This is a genomic window from Cryobacterium algoritolerans, from assembly GCF_004402785.1.
In the GTDB taxonomy this organism is placed as follows: Bacteria; Actinomycetota; Actinomycetes; order Actinomycetales; family Microbacteriaceae; genus Cryobacterium; species Cryobacterium algoritolerans.
Map to the genome: position 1 here is coordinate 1 of NZ_SOFP01000044.1, position 18,718 is coordinate 18,718.

Annotated in this window: 13 protein-coding genes; 8 read left to right on the forward strand and 5 right to left on the reverse strand. The window is 69.5% G+C overall.

Translation table 11 applies throughout. The annotated features are described in order from the left end of the window. Both E3O19_RS08035 and metH read left to right on the forward strand, forming a co-directional pair. A partial coding sequence (locus E3O19_RS08035) for an aggregation-promoting factor C-terminal-like domain-containing protein (protein ID WP_134566821.1) occupies positions 1 to 431 on the forward strand: 431 nt, incomplete at its 5' end. 58 nt (positions 432 to 489) lie between these two features. Continuing rightward, positions 490 to 4,116, forward strand: coding sequence for a methionine synthase (gene metH, locus E3O19_RS08040; protein WP_134566822.1), 3,627 nt, complete (start codon positions 490 to 492; stop codon positions 4,114 to 4,116). Here metH and E3O19_RS08045 read toward each other — a convergent pair. The 3 genes from E3O19_RS08045 to E3O19_RS08055 are packed head-to-tail and all read right to left on the reverse strand — an operon-like array spanning position 4,004 to position 7,532. Beyond that, positions 4,004 to 4,906: an ECF transporter S component gene (locus tag E3O19_RS08045; RefSeq protein ID WP_134566823.1), complete on the reverse strand. Its 903-nt coding sequence runs from the start codon at positions 4,904 to 4,906 to the stop codon at positions 4,004 to 4,006. The genes metH and E3O19_RS08045 overlap by 113 nt on opposite strands. Further along, positions 4,903 to 6,990 carry an ATP-binding cassette domain-containing protein gene (locus E3O19_RS08050; RefSeq protein ID WP_134566824.1) on the reverse strand — a complete coding sequence of 696 codons (2,088 nt, stop codon included), beginning with the start codon at positions 6,988 to 6,990 and terminating at the stop codon, positions 4,903 to 4,905. The genes E3O19_RS08045 and E3O19_RS08050 overlap by 4 nt, the downstream gene beginning before the upstream one ends. Continuing rightward, positions 6,990 to 7,532, reverse strand: a complete 543-nt coding sequence (locus tag E3O19_RS08055; protein ID WP_134566825.1) for a hypothetical protein — start codon at positions 7,530 to 7,532, stop codon at positions 6,990 to 6,992. The genes E3O19_RS08050 and E3O19_RS08055 overlap by 1 nt, the downstream gene beginning before the upstream one ends. A gap of 90 nt (positions 7,533 to 7,622) precedes the next feature. Here E3O19_RS08055 and E3O19_RS08060 point away from each other — a divergent pair, with 90 nt between their 5' ends. The 4 genes from E3O19_RS08060 (at position 7,623) to E3O19_RS08075 (ending at position 13,895) form a co-directional block, all read left to right on the forward strand. After that, the gene (locus tag E3O19_RS08060) at positions 7,623 to 9,152 is read left to right on the forward strand and encodes a DUF3375 domain-containing protein (protein WP_134566826.1); all 1,530 of its coding nucleotides are present in this window, start codon (positions 7,623 to 7,625) and stop codon (positions 9,150 to 9,152) included. Continuing rightward, on the forward strand, positions 9,142 to 9,885 hold the full coding sequence (locus E3O19_RS08065) for a DUF4194 domain-containing protein (RefSeq protein WP_166804517.1): 744 nt from the start codon (positions 9,142 to 9,144) through the stop codon (positions 9,883 to 9,885). The genes E3O19_RS08060 and E3O19_RS08065 overlap by 11 nt, the downstream gene beginning before the upstream one ends. Then, positions 9,882 to 13,259 (forward strand): ATP-binding protein, encoded by a 3,378-nt coding sequence (locus E3O19_RS08070; RefSeq protein ID WP_134566828.1) that lies wholly within the window; start codon positions 9,882 to 9,884, stop codon positions 13,257 to 13,259. Before E3O19_RS08065 ends, E3O19_RS08070 begins: the two co-directional genes overlap by 4 nt. 78 nt (positions 13,260 to 13,337) lie before the next feature. After that, the gene (locus E3O19_RS08075; protein WP_134566829.1) at positions 13,338 to 13,895 is read left to right on the forward strand and encodes a hypothetical protein; all 558 of its coding nucleotides are present in this window, start codon (positions 13,338 to 13,340) and stop codon (positions 13,893 to 13,895) included. A 321-nt stretch (positions 13,896 to 14,216) separates the two neighbouring features. Here E3O19_RS08075 and E3O19_RS08080 read toward each other — a convergent pair whose 3' ends face one another. Together E3O19_RS08080 and E3O19_RS08085 are read right to left on the reverse strand one after the other, a co-directional pair. Then, positions 14,217 to 14,690: a DoxX family protein gene (locus tag E3O19_RS08080; protein WP_174776912.1), complete on the reverse strand. Its 474-nt coding sequence runs from the start codon at positions 14,688 to 14,690 to the stop codon at positions 14,217 to 14,219. Then, the gene (locus tag E3O19_RS08085; protein ID WP_134566830.1) at positions 14,691 to 15,005 is read right to left on the reverse strand and encodes a hypothetical protein; all 315 of its coding nucleotides are present in this window, start codon (positions 15,003 to 15,005) and stop codon (positions 14,691 to 14,693) included. 173 nt (positions 15,006 to 15,178) lie between these two features. On the opposite strand from E3O19_RS08085, the gene E3O19_RS08090 reads away from it, so the two are divergent. Together E3O19_RS08090 and E3O19_RS08095 are read left to right on the forward strand one after the other, a co-directional pair. Beyond that, positions 15,179 to 17,737, forward strand: a complete 2,559-nt coding sequence (locus E3O19_RS08090) for an ATP-dependent Clp protease ATP-binding subunit (RefSeq protein ID WP_134566831.1) — start codon at positions 15,179 to 15,181, stop codon at positions 17,735 to 17,737. A 138-nt stretch (positions 17,738 to 17,875) separates the two neighbouring features. Continuing rightward, on the forward strand, positions 17,876 to 18,718 hold an 843-nt coding region (locus E3O19_RS08095), incomplete at its 3' end, for a hypothetical protein (protein ID WP_134566832.1).

The window sequence follows — 18,718 nt, forward strand, 5'->3', positions numbered from 1 at the left end:
CGGCCGCCGCGGCAGCCCAGGTGGCCGCTGAGGCCCAGGCCGCTGCAGCGGCCGCAGCCGCGGAGGCCGGCAACGTCGCGCCGGCGAAGTCGCCCGCCCCGTCCCGGCCCTCTGCGCCGACAGACCCGAGCGGTGCCCAGGCAATCGCCCGGGACCTGATGCTGGCGCAGCACGGCTGGGGCGCCGACCAATTCGGCTGCCTCGTCAGCCTCTGGGCGCGGGAGTCCGGCTGGAACGTCAACGCCTACAACTCGTCGAGCGGGGCCGCCGGCATTCCGCAGGCGCTGCCCGGAAGCAAGATGGCCTCGGCCGGCGCCGACTGGCAGACCAATCCGGCCACCCAGATCAGCTGGGGTCTCGGCTACATCGCGGGTCGCTACGGCACGCCGTGCGGCGCCTGGGACCATTCGCAGTCGGCCGGCTGGTATTGACCGGGACGCCCGGCGTAATGCGGGAAACGGGCGGCCCCGGCCCGGTTAAGCTGGGCCGATGACGCAACCTCGTGACCAGGCCGGCGAGCGGCAGCCTTCCTTCACGGTCGCCGTGCGGCCCGCACGGGCGCAGGCGCTGCTCGACGCCCTGAAGCAACGGGTCGTCATCGCCGACGGCGCCATGGGCACGATGCTGCAGGAGCACAACCCCACCCTCGACGACTACCAGCAGCTCGAGGGCTGTAACGAAATCCTCAATGTCAGCCGCCCCGACATGATCGAGGCGATCCACGGGGCCTATCTCGACACCGGCATCGACGCGGTGGAGAGCAACACGTTCGGCGCCAACTGGTCGAACCTCTCCGACTACAACATCGAGGACCGGATCGAGGAACTCGCCCGCGTCGGCGCGGGCATCGCCCGCAAGAGCGTCGACGACTATGAGGCGCGCGATGGCCGGATGCGCTGGGTGCTCGGCTCGATGGGCCCGGGCACCAAGCTGCCGAGCCTCGGCCACACCACCTATGCCCACCTCAAGGCGACGTTCGCCGAGCAGGCCATCGGCCTCATCCGCGGCGGTGCCGACGCCTTCCTGATCGAGACCTCCCAGGACCTGCTGCAAACCAAGTCCGCCGTGAACGGGTGCAAGCAGGCGATCGCCGAGTCCGGCATCCGGCTGCCGATCTTCGTCGAAGTGACGGTCGAGACCACCGGCACAATGCTGATGGGCAGTGAAATCGGGGCGGCCCTCACCGCTCTCGAACCGCTCGGCATCGACGCGATCGGCCTCAACTGCGCGACCGGGCCGACCGAGATGAGCGAGCACCTCCGACACCTCTCCAGGTACTCGCACGTGCCGGTCATGTGTATGCCCAACGCCGGACTGCCCGTGCTCACCGCCACCGGCGCGAGCTACCCGCTCACGCCGGAGCAGTTGGCCACCGCGCACGAGCAGTTCGTCAGGGAATTCGGGCTGGCCTTGGTCGGCGGATGTTGCGGCACCACTCCCGCACACATGAAGGCCGTCGTCGACCGGCTGCGCGGCACCCCCATCACGCCGAAGTCTGTCGAGGAAGACCCTGGCGTCGCCAGCCTCTACCAGCACGTGAGCTTCGACCAGGACAGCGCCTTCCTGGCGATCGGGGAGCGCACCAACGCCAACGGCTCACGGGCATTCCGGGACGCCATGCTCGAGGAACGGTGGGACGACTGCGTCGACATCGCCCGCGGCCAGGTGCGGGACGGCGCCCACCTGCTCGACGTGTGCATCGACTACGTCGGCCGCGACGGGGTGGCGGACATCCGCCAGGTCGTCTCCCGGCTCGCCAGCGCCTCCACCCTCCCGCTCGTGGTCGACTCGACCGAGCCCGCCGTGCTGCAGGCAGGGATGGAACTCATCGGTGGCCGCCCGGTCGTCAACTCCGTCAACTTCGAGGACGGCGAGGGCCCGACGAGCCGTTTCGGCCGGATCATGCCCCTGGTCCAGGAACACGGCGCCGCGGTGATCGCCCTGACCATCGACGAGGAAGGCCAGGCCCGCACCGCGGAGCACAAGGTGCGCATCGCGAGTCGGCTGGTTGACACCCTGGTTGGCGAGTGGGGCATGCGGGTCGAGGACATCATCGTCGATGCGCTGACCTTCCCGATCGCCACCGGCCAGGAGGAGACCCGCCGGGACGGGATCGAGACGATCGACGCGATCAGGCAGATCAAGGCCAGGTACCCCGGCATCCACACCACCCTCGGCGTCTCCAACGTCTCCTTCGGCCTGAATCCTGCGGCCAGGTCGGTGCTCAACTCGGTCTTCCTGCACGAGGCGACCGAGGCCGGGCTCGACTCCGCGATCGTCAACTCGGCCAAGATCGTGCCCCTGGCCTCGGTGCCGGCCGACCGGCGCAAGGTCGCGCTCGACCTCGTCTGGGATCATCGGGAGTACGACGCAGAGGGCAACCTCAGCTACGACCCGCTCGCCGCCCTGCTCGACCTCTTCGCGGGGGTCGACTCAGCCGCGCTGAAGGACGAGCGCGCCGCCGAACTTGCCGCCCTCCCGGTGGGCGAGCGACTCGAACGCCGCATCATCGACGGGGAGGCCAAGGGTCTCGAGGGTGACCTCGACCTCGCCCGCGCCGGCGGGATGAGCGCTCTCGACATCGTCAACGTGCACCTGCTCGCCGGCATGCAGGTGGTCGGCACCCGGTTCGGCAGCGGCGAGATGCAGCTGCCGTTCGTGCTGCAGTCTGCCGAGGTGATGAAGGCCGCTGTCGCCCTGCTGGAGCCGCACATGGAGAAGTCAACGGCAGCGGGCAAGGGCACCATGGTGCTGGCCACCGTGCGCGGCGACGTGCACGACATCGGCAAGAACCTCGTCGACATCATCCTCACCAACAACGGCTATGACGTGATCAACATCGGGATCAAGAAGACGATCAATGAGATCATCGCCGCGGCCGAGGAACACAACGCCGACGTCATCGGCATGAGCGGCCTGCTCGTGAAGTCGACGGTGGTGATGAAGGAGAACCTGCTCGAGCTGAACGCGCGCGGGCTGGCGAAGACGTGGCCGGTGATTCTCGGCGGGGCAGCCCTCACCCGGGCCTACGTGGAGGAGGACCTGGCCGGGCTCTTCGAAGGACAGGTCCGTTATGCGCGGGACGCGTTCGAGGGTCTGGCCCTGATGGAACCCCTGGTGGCCATCGCGCGCGGCGCCGACCCGGCATCCGTGGGCCTCCCGCCGCTGAAGAAGCGCATTCACAAACGCAACCTGCTCACGGTCACCGAGCCGGAGGCGATGCCGGCGCGCTCCGACGTGGCCGCCGACAACCCGGTTCCGATCCCACCGTTCTGGGGCACCCGGATCGTCAGGGGCATCGCCCTGGCCGAGTACTCCGCGTTCCTCGACGAGCGAGCGACCTTCATGGGGCAGTGGGGCCTCAAACCCAGCCGGGCCGAGGACGGCGCAAGCTACCAGGAGCTCGTCGACACCGAGGGGCGGCCGCGGCTGCGCTACTGGCTCGACCGCATCCTCGCCGAGGGAATCCTCGACGCCTCCGTCGCCTACGGCTACTTCCCTGCCTACAGCGAGGGAAATGACCTCGTCATCCTGCACCACGGCGATGACCGGTCCGGTGTGCTCGGCGAGCCGGGCCTGCTCGCGCCAGACGAAGGCTCCGGCGGAGCCGTCGGAACCGAGCGGCTTCGCTTCTCCTTCCCGCGGCAGCGCCGCGACCGGCACCTGTGCCTGGCCGACTTCGTGCGCCCGCGCGAATCGGGCCGGACGGATGTCGTCGCCCTGCAGCTCGTCACCGCCGGGGCGAACGTCGACACGGTCACGGCGAAGCTCTTCGCCGAAAACAAGTACCGCGACTACATGGAGCTCAACGGCCTGACCATGCAGCTCACCGAGGCCCTCGCCGAGTACTGGCACGCCAGGGTGCGGGACGAACTCGGCCTCAGCGCGGAGGATCCGACGGATGTGGCCGGCATGTTCAAGCTCGAATATCGGGGCGCCCGTTTCTCCCTCGGCTACCCGGCCTGCCCGGAGATGGCGGACCGCCGCAAGGTGGTCGAGTTGCTCAGGCCGGAGCGGATGGGCGTGGTCTTGTCGGAGGAGTTGCAGCTGCACCCTGAACAGTCGACGGATGCGTTCGTGTTCCACCACCCCCAGGCGAAGTACTTCTCCGTTTAGCGCCGCGCAGTCGGGCCCGGCCCAGCGCGGACAGCGCGGCCGGGCCCACCAGCACGATCCCCACGGCAGTGGTGACGGCGCGCACGGTGTCCCAGGTCAGGGTGGAGGTCACGAGCGTGTACAGGGTGAAGGAGGCGATGTTTCCGCCCAGCGGGGCATCCGCGACGTAGGAGATCCCGGTGCCGCCACCCACCGCGAACGGCCAGAACCAGAGGTTCATCACCAGGCCGAACAGGTAGGACGCGACAATGCCGTACCCGGCCAGCAAAGCGATTTCGAGGCGGGCCGCCAGCCGGCTCGCGGGGTTGGTCCTGGTGCCGGCGCGGCCGACGCGGGGAAGCAGGCCGGCGCCTGCCCCCACCCAGCCGCAGGCAAACATCTGGAACGGCGTCCAGGGGCCGAAGCCGCCCCAGAGCATCGAGGACACCGCGATGGTCAGCAGCCCGAGCAGGAACCCGAACCGCGCCCCATAGGCCCGGCCCGCCAGCACCAGCAGGATGAACACGGCCTCCACCCCACCCACCCCGGTGCCCGCGATGCGCACCGCGGCCCCGACCGCCGACAGCACGCCGAGGAGGGCGACGGTCTTCGCGGTGTACATCTCCCGGTCGAGGGTCAAGGCGAGTGCAACGACCAGCGCCGGAACGAGGGCGAACGCCACAATCGGAACGGCAGCCTGGGCGTCCCGGGGCACGGCGGCGGCGAAGAGGGGCCAGGCGAACCCCGCAGCGGCGAGGACGCTGCCGCCCACCAGTATCCCGGCAGTCCAGCGACCGCCCGCATGGATCATGGTGCCCCCACGAGCGGGCCGCTCACGATACGGGCGGCATTCATCGAGATCGTGCGCGTGGCAAGGTCGCGAGCGAAGTCCCGGTCGTGGGTGGCGAACACCACGGCCGAGGCGGTGCCGGAGGCACGCAGGAGGGCGGTGCCCACCAGCGCCCGTGCCTCCGGGTCAAGACCGCGGGTCGGTTCGTCGACCAGCAGCACGGAAGGCGCCGCCGAGAGCTGGATCGCGATCACCAGGCAGAGGCGCTCACCGGCCGATAAATCGCGCGGGTGACGAACGAGGAGATGCCGCGCCGAGGCGACATCCAGGCCGAGCAGGGCAGCGAACCGGGCCGCGGTGGGCTGCACGGCGACGGCGACCGGCGTGCGGTGCCGGGCCCGGTCGGTTCGGCGGCACTCCTCGGCGACGGTCGTCGCGAAGAGCAGGTCGTCGACGTGCTCCGGCACCAACGCCACCGCAGCCCGGCGTTCCGGGGGGCGGAGCGCCGCCACGTCCCGCCCGGAGACGAACACGCTCCCGCCCGCGGCGGGGAGGGCCAGCGCCTCGAGCAGGCTGGACTTGCCCGCGCCGTTGGGGCCCTCGAGGGCGATGATGTCGCCGGCCGCGATCTCGAGGGACACGTCGTCGACGACCACGGCGGTCCCGCGGCGAACGCTCAGGTGACGGATGCTCACGAGCGGTGCCACTGGCGCGGACGGCCGCGCCCTGGTCCCTGCGGCCGCCGGTGCGTCGTCGAGCGGCGATCCGGCTCGGCGCGGCCTGGCACGAGCGAAGCCGGGGCCTTCGCCGGCGCCGGTACCGAAGCCGGCACCGAGCAGGTGTGCCCTGTTCCCACGCAGTTCGAGCCAGGCATCCGCCGCGGCCGCCCACTCTCGGGTGTTGTGTTCGGCGACGACGACGCAGACCCCTGACTCGTGGGCGAGGCGTTCGAGCAGCCGGCAGACCCGGAGCCTCGCCGGGGCGTCCAGGTCGGCCAGCGGTTCGTCGACCAGGAGCAGGATCGGCCGGCAGACCAGGGCGGCGCCGATGGCAATCAGGCTCGCCTCACCCGCCGAGAGCGCCTGAACGCCCCGGTCGAGCAGGTGCTCGATCCCCAGTCGCCCGGCGATCTCCCGCACCCGCTGGTGCACGATGACGGCGGCCACGCCGCGGACGGCCAGGGCGAACCCGATCTCGTCCCGCACGGTTTCGGCCACGAAGGAGAGCCGTACGTTCTGACTGACCACCCCGACGAAACCGGCGGTGTCGCGCGGGGGAGTCGCGGCGCGGTCGACGCCGCCGACGATGATCCGGCCGGCCTGGCTGCCCTCGATGAAATGCTGGAACAGGCCGCTCAGGCTGTGCAGGAGGCTGGTCTTACCTGACCCTGTCGCCCCGATGATCACGGTGAGAGTGCCCGGGGCGAGTTCGAGGTTCAGATGGGCGAGGTGCCAGTCGGCCTGGCCGGCGGTCTGGCCGGCCTCCTGACCCTCATCGGGCCCGTCCACGGGCACGGTCTCCCGCGGGTCGCCGAAGCGGAGCGCGGCATCCGTCATCACGACGGGCCTCTCGCCGACACCGTCGACCACCTGCGCGGCGGCGAAACCCCGTGTCTCCATCGAGGCGGCGAGCGCGAGGGATCGCTCGATGGTCTGTTCGAAGACGGGAACAAGCAGGGCACGGATCGACCGCTCACCGCGCAGCCGTCCGGCCACCCGCACGCGCCTGACCGAGTCGAGCAGGGCCGGGAACGTTGCCCAGGCGATCACCAGGGCACGGGAGACCGTTCGCAGCGGACCGCGCCCGGCGCCGCGGGCGAAGAGCCGGCTCACGTCGACCACGGCATTGAGTACCCCGAAGACGAGGATCAGCGCCGCCACCGGCAGGGCGCTCAGGGCGGCATTCGCCAGGCCGCCGGCGGTGACCGGCCCGAGCAGGCCGACCTGGCTGAACGGCCCGGCCAGCGCAACCCTCGGCAGGTCCAGCAGCAGGAGCCCGGAACCGGATGCCCCGCCGAATAGAACCCGGTAGCCGACCCGCAGCACCACGAAGCCCACGGCGAGGATCACCGCAGCGCGCAGCGGAGCCAGCCGGAAACGGAACATCAGCTGCCGGGCGTGGGCGTTTCGGTGCCGGTCGTGAAGACGAGGCCGACGGACTGGCCCGGCTTCACCTCCAGGGAGCCGAGACCCTTCTGCGCGTATTGCCAGTCAGCACCGGCGGACGGCTTGACCCACAGCGCCCAGTACGCCGCGGCCGCGGGCATGCCCTGGCACGACTCGGTGAACGGCGCCGCTCCCTCGACCGTGATCGTCTCGTCGGCGGCCGGGCGACCGTTGACCCGGCAGACCACCTGGTCGCCGTATTGCACGGTCCCTTCGGTGGTCGCCCCGGCAGCGGCGACGAGCTTGCTCGCCGCGACGCTTGCCGCGTCGCCGGTGGCGGCGCAGTCGGTGATGGTCGCCTCGTCGAGCGGGCCGAAGTCCACGACGACGCTCACCCCGGCGCAGGTGTCTCCCTGTGCCGCGGCTGTCGAGCCCGTGCTGGAGGGGGTTGGGCTGGCCACCGGGGTGGTGGTGCCGGCGGCGCAGCCGGTCAGGGCCAGCGCCCCCAGCAGGGTGAGGGCGGCGAGCGCTGGCATCTTCATGCCCCCAGAATACCGATCGGGCGGGGCGGCCCGGCGACTGTGACGCCCCGTGTCCGATGCCCTGCAGGGGATGGGATAATCAATTGCAGGATGAGTGAAATTGCGGGTGAATTGGCGCGGGTGCGCGAAGCGTTCGACAAACCCACCCTTCGCCTGCTGGATCGCAAGTGGGCCCCGTTCGTGCTGGCCGTGTTCAAATCCTCCTTCAGCCGGGACCGCCGCAGCGTGCAGGCCGAGCGCCTGCACGCCCAGGTCGACGCTTACCTGGCCGACCTCCGCTCGGTCGGCAGTGAAGTTCCAGGCAAGAACGGCCGCGCACTCTGCGTGCAGTGGATGAACGACCAATGGCTTTACCGGGAGACGGGAGAGGGCGACGAGGAACAGTATTCACTGACCTCGCACGCCCTCGAGGCGCTGCTTTTGGTCGAGAGCCTCTCCCGTGACCGCGCCCTGATCAGCGAGTCCCGCCTGACCACCATCGTCGACACCGTGCGCCACCGCGCCACCCAGGCCAATCCCGACCGGGCGGAACGCATCCGTCGGCTGGACCAGGAGATCGCCGAAAAACACGGTGAACGCGACCGGCTCGCCGCCGGTGGCGAGATAGCCGCAGTGTCGAACGAGGCGATGCACGAGAGCTACGCCAACCTCATCGACCTGATCACGGCGTTGCCGAGCGACTTCAAACGCGTCGAGGAATCCGTTGCCGGAATGCACCGGCAGATCGTCAACGACTTCCGCAGCGAGGACCGCCCGATCGGCGAGGTGCTCGACGAGTACCTGTCGAAGACGGATGCCCTGATGTCGTCGACCCCGGAAGGTCGCGCCTTTGAGGGCGCCTTCACGCTCCTCCGCAATGATTCGCTTCTCGCCGACCTGAAGAACGACCTCGAGACCATCCTGTTGCACCCGTTTGCCCTCGAACTCAGTGCCACCGAGCGGCGCGCACTGATGGGAACCGTCGGTCTGATCCGCAAGGGCATCGACGACGTTCTGACCCAGCGGAACGGGCTCACCACCACCCTGCGGGAGCACATCGTCAACCACGACGTCGTGAAGGACCGCGAGCTGGAACGCCTGCTCCGCGAAATCAACAAGGAACTCGCGACCTGGATGCAGACCGCCGGGCCCCGCAGCACGGTCACCGCAGAGCTCATGCCGGGCACCCTCGAGGTCGAACATCTCCGGCAACGCTTCTACGACCCGGCCCGGCACCGTTCCCCGCCAGCTCTCGAGGACGTTTCCGATTACGCGCCGGAGCCGCCGAGCCTCGACGAGCTGCGCCAACAGGGTGGACCGCGCCTCGGCGAGATGCGCGACGCGCTGGTGAGCGCCTTCGTTCGCGGCGGTGCGGCATCCGTCGGCGACGCATTCAACGAGCTCGCGGCGAGCATGCGACGCCCGGTGGAGATCCTCGGGATGCTGCAGATCGCGACCCAGGTCGACGCCGTTCACCGGGCCGACCAGGTCGACGCTGCGCACCGGGCCGACACCGTCGAAATGTTCGAAACCGTGCGTCCCGACGGCTCCCGCCGCTTCTTCGAGGTGCCACGCATCATGTTGAACGATGACAAAACGGCGGCGTTGTCCGCCCTGAACTATGGACCCGATGATGACTGACGCCTGGACCGACGACCGCGCCGCAGAAGAGGAGCCGCGGGAGGAGGGCGACGCGCACAGTTTCTCCCTGTTCGAGGGCGACGAGGGCGGGCTCACCCTCGACCAGCGCAGGACCCTCGTCCTGCTGCTCAAACACCGGTACATCTCCGCGGCACTCCAACCGGCGGAGTGGCGCACCCTCCTGCGCTCGGAGGGCCTGCTGAAATCCCGCCTCAACGATGTCTTCCTCGACCTGCACGTCGACCGGCACTACGAGGTGGCCTTCAAAAGACAGGCCGTCGCCGAGGGCGGCGATCGGTTCCCGACCCTTCTGCACGACGTCTCCTACACCCGGGAGGAGACAATCCTGCTGGTGATGCTGCGGCAACGGTTCCGCAGCGAGCGGGCGAACGGCCACGAGATCGTGATCGTCGACCGCGACAACCTGATCGAGAACGTGGCTCATTTCCGTCCGGAGCACGCCACCGACCGTTCCGGTGACGCGCGCAGGGCCGCCGCCGCTGTGGAGAGCCTCGCCAAGGCGCGGGTGCTGCTGAAGACGAGTGATCCCGACCGGTTCCGCATCTCCGCGGTGATCGAGGTGCTCCTGCCCGTTGAACGGCTGGGCGAGCTGCTGGAGTGGCTGGTTGAGCAGAACGGCGACGAGCCGGGCGTACCGGACGACATCACCGAGCCCGACGAGCCGGGCCTTCTCGACGAGATCATCTTGCTCAGCCTGGAGGTCAGCTCATGAGCGATTCCCCCTTGTTCTACGTGGACGGACTCACCGAGGGCACCACCCAGTGGCGCGCCGAGTCCTTCCAGATGGTCAACTGGGGTGGCTTCCACGGCCACCACGAGGTGGCCTTCGCCCGAGAGGCCACCCTTGTCTCCGGTGCATCCGGCACCGGCAAGAGCAGCCTCCTCGACGCGTACCTGGCGTTGATGATGCCGTCGGACACTCCCTTCAACGGGGCCTCCAACGATGCCGGCTCCGGCCGGGCGCGCAGCGTCGACCAGCGCAACCTGATGACCTACCTCCGCGGCAAGACCGACTCCAATCGTGAGGCCGGTACCGGCCAACTGCAGGACCAGGTGCTGCGCGGCGCGGATGCGTCCACCTGGGGCGCGGTGGCGATGACCTTCATCGACGACAACCAGCGTCGGTTCACCGTGCTGCGCGCCTACTTCGTGCCTCGCGGGGGGAACAAGTTCGCCGACATCACCATGAAGATGGCCACCACCGACGGCGTGCTCGACCTGCGTGACCTGTCGGAGGTCACCGAGTCCCGGTTCGACAAACGGGCCATGAGGGCACGCTTCCCCGAGCTGGCCGTCTTCGACACCTATGCCGCGTTCGCCCAGACCCTGTACACCCGGCTCGGGATCGGCGCCAACGGCGAGGGCGGGAAGGCGCTCCGCCTGCTCGCCCGGATCCAGGCCGGCCAGCAGGTCAAGACCGTCGACGGTCTCTACAAGTCCATGGTGCTGGAGGAACCCGCGACCTTCACCGCGGCCGACAAGGCCGTCGACCACTTCGAGGACCTCGAACGTTCTTACGGGGCCATGGTCACCGAGGCGCAGAAGGCCCGCGTGCTCGAGCGCCTGCCCGATCTGCACCGGGTCTACGAGACGTCGACCGAGAAGGCCGACCTCGTCGACAGGTTCGGGGTGCAGCGCACCGGCGATACTCCCTTCGTGCTCTGGCAGTTGCAGACCGAACGGGGACTGCTCGAGATCGCCGCCGACGCCAACGGTGCAGAGAGACGCGACAACCAGGTGGCGCTGACCCAGGCGCGCGACGCCGAGACGGACCTCAAGGCCAGGATCGCCGGCATCCAGCACCAGCAGCGGGACAACGGCGGCGACGTCCTCACCAGCCTGCAGAACGAGCTCGGCCTGCTCCGCGACAAGCGCGATGACGTGGCAGCGGAGCGCGCGAGGTTCGACGAGCGCAGCCAGGCCCTGGCCACCCCGATCGACAGTCGGCACAACTTCAGCCGGGCGCAGGGTGCGGCCGAGCACTTCCTGGCCCGGTTCGACAAGGCGGAGAAGGAACTCGACACGGAGCGCCTGGCCCTCCAGCGCCGGTCCTATCCGGTCGAGGAACACATCCGTGCCGTGAAACAGGAACGTGACTTCCTGACCGGACGCCAGAGTCTGGTTCCCCAGCACCTGCACAACGCGCGGCTGATGATTGCGGAGGCCGCCGGTATCCCGGCCGCCGAGCTGCCCTTCGTGGCGGAACTCATCGACGTCGCTCCGAGCGAGGAGGCCTGGCGTCAGGCCACCGAGGTGACCCTGGCCTCGGTCGTGCGGGTCATGCTCGTCGATGAGACGCGACTCCGGGCGCTCGGCGAAGCCATCGACCCGCTCAGGATCCCGGTGAGGATCCATTTCGAGGGTGTGGCGCTCCGGGAGCACAGGGAGGTGGCCGGCGATCCACGATTCGTCTCCGGCAAGCTCGTCTACAAGGACTCGCCTTTCAGCGGCTGGGTACAGGATCGGGCGCGGGCGTCGAACCGCGACGCCCTGTGCGTCGCAAGCCCTGCCGACCTGGTCGGCGACGGGCCGCGGGTGACGATGAGCGGTCAGAATCGAAACGGCAACCGCGGAGCCCACGGGTGGAACTCCGACCAGAAGCCCATCATCGGTTTCTCCAGCCGGGCCCGGCTCGACGAGATCGCCGCAGAGCTCGCCCGGCTGACGGGGACAGTGGACGCGTTCGCCGCGGAGGCATCCGCCCTGGCCGGCCGCCTTGCCTCCCTCCAGGGCCTCCGCACCGCCCACCAGTTCGTGCTCGACACAGCCTGGCCGGCCATCGACGTCGCCGCCGCAGAATCCCGGATCCGGGACACGGAAGCCGAGTCGGAACGGATGCTGGCCGACAGCGACGTGCTCCGCGTCCTCGGCGACGAGGAGAAGCGCCTCGGTGCCGAGCTCGACGCCGCCCAGAAACAAAAGCACTCGTCCGACGCCCGGGCAGTTCTGCTCCGAGCCGAACAGACCGAGATCGTTGACCGGCAGGATGCCGTGAGTGACCGGCTGGACCGGATGGGGGCCGCGGCATCCCTCACCCTGTCGGTGGAGCATTCCGCGCACCTCGATGCCCAGTTCGCCGCCGTCGGAGACCAAGGCGACCTGGCCGCGTTCGAAAGCGGCGTGAAACGGCTGCGCGAACGACTCACCGAACAGTCTTTCCAGGACCGAGGCAGCGCCGCGAGCGCCCGGGACTCGCTGCTGCGAATCTTCGAGACCTTCCAGAGCCGCTGGCCGGACCCGAATATCGGCGTGTCCCTGGACTCCTACACGAGCTACCGGGACATCCTCGATGCCGTCTACACCCTCGGCCTGCACGAACGGCGCCAGGAATGGAAACGCCGGCTCTCCGCCTGGAGCGGCCAGGATCTCGTGCCGCTCATCGGCGCGTTCAACACCGCCATCGAGGAGATCGAGGACCGGCTGCAGCCGATCAACGAGATACTCACGACCCTCCCGTTCGGCGCGGGCCGGGACCGCCTGAGGATCTCGCTACGCCGCCTGCACCGCGACGATCAGGCGGTATTCCGCACGGAGCTCAAAAAACTCTCCTCCGGCTCCACCGAGGACTTCAGCGACGAGCAGACCGAGAGCCGGTTCGCCCGGCTGCAGGCGTTCATGAGCCGGATCCGCCGACCGGAGGGCGGCACCCGCGCAGAGTCGCAGCGTGACCTGCTTCTCGACGTGCGCAAGCATGTGGAGATCACCGCGGTGCGGATCGCCCCCGATGGGGCGGAGGTGAGCACCTACTCATCCCTCGGCGGCAAGAGCGGCGGCGAGTCCCAGGAACTGGTCGCGTTCGTGGTCGGCGCAGCCCTCCGGTTCCAGCTCGGCGACGAGAGCCGCACCCGGCCGCGCTTCGCGCCGGTCTTCCTCGACGAGGGGTTCGTCAAGTCCGACTCGGAGTTTGCCGGCCGGGCCGTGGCCGCCTGGAAGGGCCTCGGCTTCCAGCTCATCGTCGGCTCGCCGCTCGACAAGGTCACCGCCCTCGAGCCGCACATGGAACTCGTGCTGTCGATGACCAAGAACAACAGCACCGGGTACTCCTACATCACCGCGTTGTCATCCCCGGTCCCCGCCGACGGGTGAGCCGGGATGGCGTCGCCGGCCCAGTGGAGTGCCGGCGCCCCTCCCGGTAGGCTCGACTCCATCGGGTGAGGACGTGATGTGTCAAAGGTTGCCGCGATGGTCGACGAAGGCCTCTTCATCGCGCTGTCCGCTGTGCGGATGGCGGTGAAGAATGAGATCATCATCGGCGCTCTCCGGGAGCATGCCGACTACGACCGGGACACCTATGCCGACGCAGCCCGGAAGGAACTGGACGTGCTCATTAGGCAGAATGACTCCTACGCCCGACGGGTGCGCCGCCTCCGGAAGGCACTCACCCGGTCCCGGTGGACCACCGATCTCACCGAGGACCAGCACGGCGACATCAGCCAGCTTCGGCTTCGGCGTCGCGTGCACGAACGGCTCTCGATCGCCCTGCAGGCGGTGGCCGAGGACGATCGGCACGTGGCCCGCATCGTCGAGCGGGCCCAGCGGGCCGCCAGTGACGAGATCCGTGCCGCGGTCTCCGCGAAGCTGGTCCGGCTTGCGATCGACGATCGGGACCCGGACTACGAAGACCGGCGGGTTGCCCGCACCGAGGTGTTCGTGAGCATCGACCTGGCCGTGCTCAGGCTCAAGCATGCCGAGAAGTCCGGTTCGGAGGTCAGCGACTACTGAGCCCGGGCGCGGCGCTCTGCCGTCGTGCGTGCCGCGGGCGGCTCCGCGGACGGCTTGGCAGCCGGCTCAGCGGCCTGAGAACAGCCGGGCGAAGAACCCGCCCCTGGTCGATACCTCGTTCTCGTGCCCACGGCAGCGCTCTGCACCGGGCACCCCTCGCATCACCTGGTCGACGTGCTGTCCGCACCCGGCCCAGGTTGTCTTTCCGCACTTCTTACACTTCACTGCTCGGCACATCCGATGCTCCCTCTCGTTCAGTTGTCACCTCACGATACCCCATGGGGTATATGGATTCCTGACCTCCAGGCGAAAATGTCGATTTCAGTGTGTTTGTGACGTCCGGGAGCCGGGGAAGCCCCGCCAATCCCGCCGGTCCCGCCAGGCCCCGGTGGACCACAGGGCCCAGAGCACCAGGAGGGGCTGGAAGGCCAGCCGGATGCCCCGACTCAGGTCGGAGTTGAGCCCGAACGAGTCTGTGCCCGTGACGAACTGGGAAATGTTGCCGGGGAACACGGCCAGGAAGAACACGGCGACGACCCAGCCCACCGGCACGCGCCACCGCGGCAGGGCGAGCAGGGCCCCGCCCAGGGTGATCTCGACCAGGCCGGATGCGATGACGACGAGGTCGCCGTCGAGCGGCAGCCACTGCGGCACCTGGGCCAGGAACGCCTCCCGGTTCCAGCTCAGATGGCTGATCCCGGCCAGGAGCAGGAATGCGCCCAGCACCCAGCGCCCGATCGTTCGCGGGAGGGTGGTCGGGGTACGCCTGCCGTCGGCGGCCTGCCGGGTCGTCATTCAGGACCGCCCGGCGATAGCGGCGGCGACGTCGCCGTCGGTGCGGGCGTTGAACACGCCCCACATGATGTGGGTCGGGCCGCTGCCGTCGCTTCCCGGAGCGGCAGCGCGGCTCGTCCATCGGTTGTCGAGGGCCGCGGCGCCGAGCTCGGTCAGCGATGCGGCGATGACCGTCTTGCGCAGCTTGCCGGCGATGACGCTGCCGTCGGGCGCGAGTCGCCAGCCTCGGTCGCTGGCGAGCACCTGGCCGATCTCCTCCTCGGTGAGCCACCGCGAAAAGCTCCGTGCGGGCGGATTGATGTCGGTGAGCTTCATCGGGTCCCTTGTTTTCCGGTCTCGAGCGGGTGTGTCCAGTCCACCACACTCGCCGACGCCCAGATCGCGCCCCGGGTGTCACGGCAGATTCAAGGGAAACCCCGGGAATGAAATCTGGATACCCACGTTAAGTTGAGTCAAGGGCACTCAAGTTTCATTATTCAGGAGGTCACATGCCTACATTCCTTGGTCCCGCAGGGTCCGACGGCGGTTCGTTCGACGAATTCATTGCCCGCTACCTGCAGGGCCAGCGCGCCGCCCAGTCGGCCCGTCCCATCGACATCACCCGGCTTCTCAGCCGCCGCACCCACGAGGTGCTCGCCCAGGCCGCCCGGTACGCGATCGACCACGGTCACTCCGACGTCGACGTACTGCACATCCTCCGGGTCCTGGCGGTCCAGGAGCCCTCCGCCGGGGCGATCCGGCGCGCCGGATCGAATCCGGGCGCGATCGCGAAAGCCGCCGAGCAGCGCCTGCCGGAGAAGTCCGAGCTGCGCCCCGACACCGACCCCTCGCTCACTCCGTCCGCGCAGCGGGCGCTGCTCGATGCCTACCAGGTGGCTCGCGCCTTCGGCTCCACCTACATCGACCCCGAGCACCTCTTCTTCGCGTTCGTCGTGAACCAGGACTCCCCGGCCGGACAGGTGCTCGCGGCGGCCGGGGTCACCCAGGAGTCCCTGCAGTCCGGTGCCCGCGCGGCGGAGGACGGCCACGCGGCCGACACGCAGCCTGACGTGGCCACTGAGTCCGAGACCCCGATGCTGGAGCGCTACGGCACCGACCTCACCCAGCGCGCCCGCGACGGGAAGCTGGACCCGGTCATCGGCCGGGCCGATGAGATCGACCAGACCATCGAGATCCTGTCTCGTCGCACCAAGAACAACCCGGTGCTGATCGGTGAGGCCGGGGTCGGCAAGACCGCGATAGTCGAGGGGCTGGCGCAGGCCATCGTCGACGGAAGGGTCCCCGAACAGCTTCGGCAGAAGCGCGTGATCGCGCTCGACCTGCCCGGCATGCTCGCCGGCACCCGGTACCGCGGCGACTTCGAGGAACGCCTGACCAAGACAATGGATGAGATCAGTGCGCGCACCGACGAGCTGATCATCTTCATCGACGAGCTGCACACCGTGGTCGGCGCCGGAGGTGCCGGTGACGGAGCGATGGATGCCGGCAACATCCTCAAACCACGCCTGGCCCGCGGCGAACTGCACGTGGTGGGCGCGACGACCCTGAAGGAGTACCGCACGGTCGAGAAGGACCCGGCGCTCGAACGGCGTTTCCAACCTGTCCGCGTCGGGGAGCCGAGCATCGACGATGCGGTGCGGATCCTCACGGGGTTGCAGGGCCGGTACGAGGAGCACCACGGCGTGCGCTACACGGCCGAGGCGATCCGAAGCGCCGTCGAGATGTCGGCGCGCTACATCACCGACCGTTTCCTGCCAGACAAGGCCATCGACCTGATCGACCAGGCCGGTGCCCGGTTGCGCCTGAAGCTCGGCTCCCGGCCCGACCCTGCCCGGCTGCAGGAGCGCCGCGCCGCCCTCGAGTCCGAGAAAACCGAGGCCGTGGATGCCGAACAGTACGAGGAGGCGTCGAGGCTACGGGACGAGATCGACACCCTGCAGGAGCAGATCGACTCGACCGCCCCTGGCGGCCGGGCATCCGGGCCGGCCATCGCCGACGCCGTTGTCGGTGAGCCCGAGATCGCCGAGATCATCGCCCGGGCGACGGGCATCCCGGCCAGCCGGCTCACCGCCGGCGACCGCGAGCGCCTGGCCCGACTCGAAGACGATCTGCACCTGCGGGTCGTCGGGCAGGACGATGCCGTGACGGTGATCGCCAAGGCGGTGCGGCGCAACCGCACCGGCATGGGCGACGCGCGCCGGCCCGTCGGCAGCTTCCTGTTCCTCGGGCCTACCGGCGTCGGCAAGACCGAACTGGCCAAGGCCCTCGCGGAGTCGCTCTTCGGCGACCAGGACGCCATGCTGCGGTTCGACATGAGCGAGTTCAGCGAACGGCACACCGTGAGCAGGCTCGTCGGCGCCCCTCCCGGCTACGTCGGCTACGACGAGGCAGGGCAGTTGACCGAACGCGTGCGGCGGAACCCCTACTCGGTCGTGCTCCTCGACGAGATCGAGAAGGCGCACCCCGACGTATTCAACCTGCTGTTGCAGGTGCTCGACGACGGGCACCTCACCGATGGCCAGGGTCGCACGGTGGACTTCCGCAACACGGTTGTGATCATGACCTCGAACCTCGGTTCCGAGTTCTTGGCGAGCCGCAGCGGGGCCCTGGGCTTCACCACCGAAACGGATGGGGCCGGCAACGGCTTCGGCTCGGAGAAGGCGCTTCGCGACCGCGTGATGGGCAAGCTTCGTGAGGCCATGCGGCCGGAGTTCCTCAACCGGATCGACGAGATCGTGTTGTTCCGGAAGCTCGACCAGCCGCAGCTGCACCGGATCGTGCGGCTGCTGCTCGGCCAGACCGAGGCCCGCCTGCGCAGTCAGGGCATCGGCATCACCGTGACCGACGAGGCCGTGGACTGGATCGCCACCCACGGTTACCAGCCGGAGTACGGTGCGCGGCCGCTCCGGCGGGTCATCCAACGTGAGCTCGACGACCGCGTCGCCGATCTGCTGGTGGCCGACGAACTGGAGTCGGGGGGAAAAGTGACCGTCTCCGTCGATGGTGACGGCCTCCGGGTCGACCGGCGGCTGGCGCTCGTCGCGTAAGCGTCGGTGGCCGGGCCGTTGATCGGGCCGGCCACGGGCGTCCGGGCAGCCGTGCGCGGCTGCGGCGTCGAACTAGAATCAACAGAAGACTGCTCGACACACGGACCCGGGCGCTCGACACGAACCCGGGGGAGACGCGTGCGCACGAGACCGCGGATGCTCGGCGCGGCTGCCCTTGTGGCCCTCTTCGTCGCGTCCCTGTCGCTCCAGGCGCGGGCCGACGAGACCTATCCGAGCTGGGCTGATGTCGAGGCGGCGCGGAGCACCACGGCAACCACCCAGGCGGCGGTCGTGCGGATTACCGCCCTGTTGTCCGGACTGCACGCCACGGCTGCAGCCCTGGGCGATGCGGCCGTCGTCGCCAACGGCGCGGCCGCCACGGCCCAGGCCGACTCCGCTACGGCCGCAGCGCGTGCCGCCGTGCTCTCCGCTCGACTGAGCGTGGCCTCGGAGAAGACCCGGGCGGCGAACGTGCAGCTCGGGCGGATCGGGGCACAGCTCTACCGGGCCGGATCAGTCGGCGTCGTCACCCGGCTGCTCCTCTCCGCCGACGGCGGTCCCGACCTGCTCTACCGCCTGGGCGTGACGACGCGCCTCGGCGAGACGACCGCCGGCATCCAGCAGGAGGCCCTGGCGCAGGCCAACGTGGTTCAGAGCGCCTCGAAGGAGGCGGCCGCGGCGGCCGCCGAGCGTGATCGACTGGCCAGGACCGCCCAGAGCCGAGCGGCCGCGGCGGCGGCCGCCGAGCGCACCGCCGATGAGCAGCTGGCCGTGCAATCGGCAACCGCCGGGGTGCTCGTCGCCCAGCTCGCCAGCCTGAAGAACTCCACGGCGGAAACCGAACGGTCGTTTCTGGCCGGGGTCGCCGCGGACGAGGCCTACAAGACGCAACAGGCGGAAGCGGCGCGAGCCGCGGAAGCAGCCGCAGCGCAGGCCGCGGCCGGTCGGGGCGCCGCCGGCGGCGGCGGCGGAGGCTCAGGC

Excerpts from the sequence above, each read along its gene's own strand:
- metH (WP_134566822.1), top strand. The coding sequence starts at position 490 with ATGACGCAACCTCGTGACCAGGCCGGCGAGCGGCAGCCTTCCTTCACG.
- E3O19_RS08045 (WP_134566823.1), bottom strand. The coding sequence starts at position 4,906 with ATGATCCATGCGGGCGGTCGCTGGACTGCCGGGATACTGGTGGGCGGC.
- E3O19_RS08050 (WP_134566824.1), bottom strand. The coding sequence starts at position 6,990 with ATGTTCCGTTTCCGGCTGGCTCCGCTGCGCGCTGCGGTGATCCTCGCC.
- E3O19_RS08055 (WP_134566825.1), bottom strand. The coding sequence starts at position 7,532 with ATGAAGATGCCAGCGCTCGCCGCCCTCACCCTGCTGGGGGCGCTGGCC.
- E3O19_RS08060 (WP_134566826.1), top strand. The coding sequence starts at position 7,623 with ATGAGTGAAATTGCGGGTGAATTGGCGCGGGTGCGCGAAGCGTTCGAC.
- E3O19_RS08065 (WP_166804517.1), top strand. The coding sequence starts at position 9,142 with ATGATGACTGACGCCTGGACCGACGACCGCGCCGCAGAAGAGGAGCCG.
- E3O19_RS08070 (WP_134566828.1), top strand. The coding sequence starts at position 9,882 with ATGAGCGATTCCCCCTTGTTCTACGTGGACGGACTCACCGAGGGCACC.
- E3O19_RS08080 (WP_174776912.1), bottom strand. The coding sequence starts at position 14,690 with ATGACGACCCGGCAGGCCGCCGACGGCAGGCGTACCCCGACCACCCTC.
- E3O19_RS08085 (WP_134566830.1), bottom strand. The coding sequence starts at position 15,005 with ATGAAGCTCACCGACATCAATCCGCCCGCACGGAGCTTTTCGCGGTGG.
- E3O19_RS08090 (WP_134566831.1), top strand. The coding sequence starts at position 15,179 with ATGCCTACATTCCTTGGTCCCGCAGGGTCCGACGGCGGTTCGTTCGAC.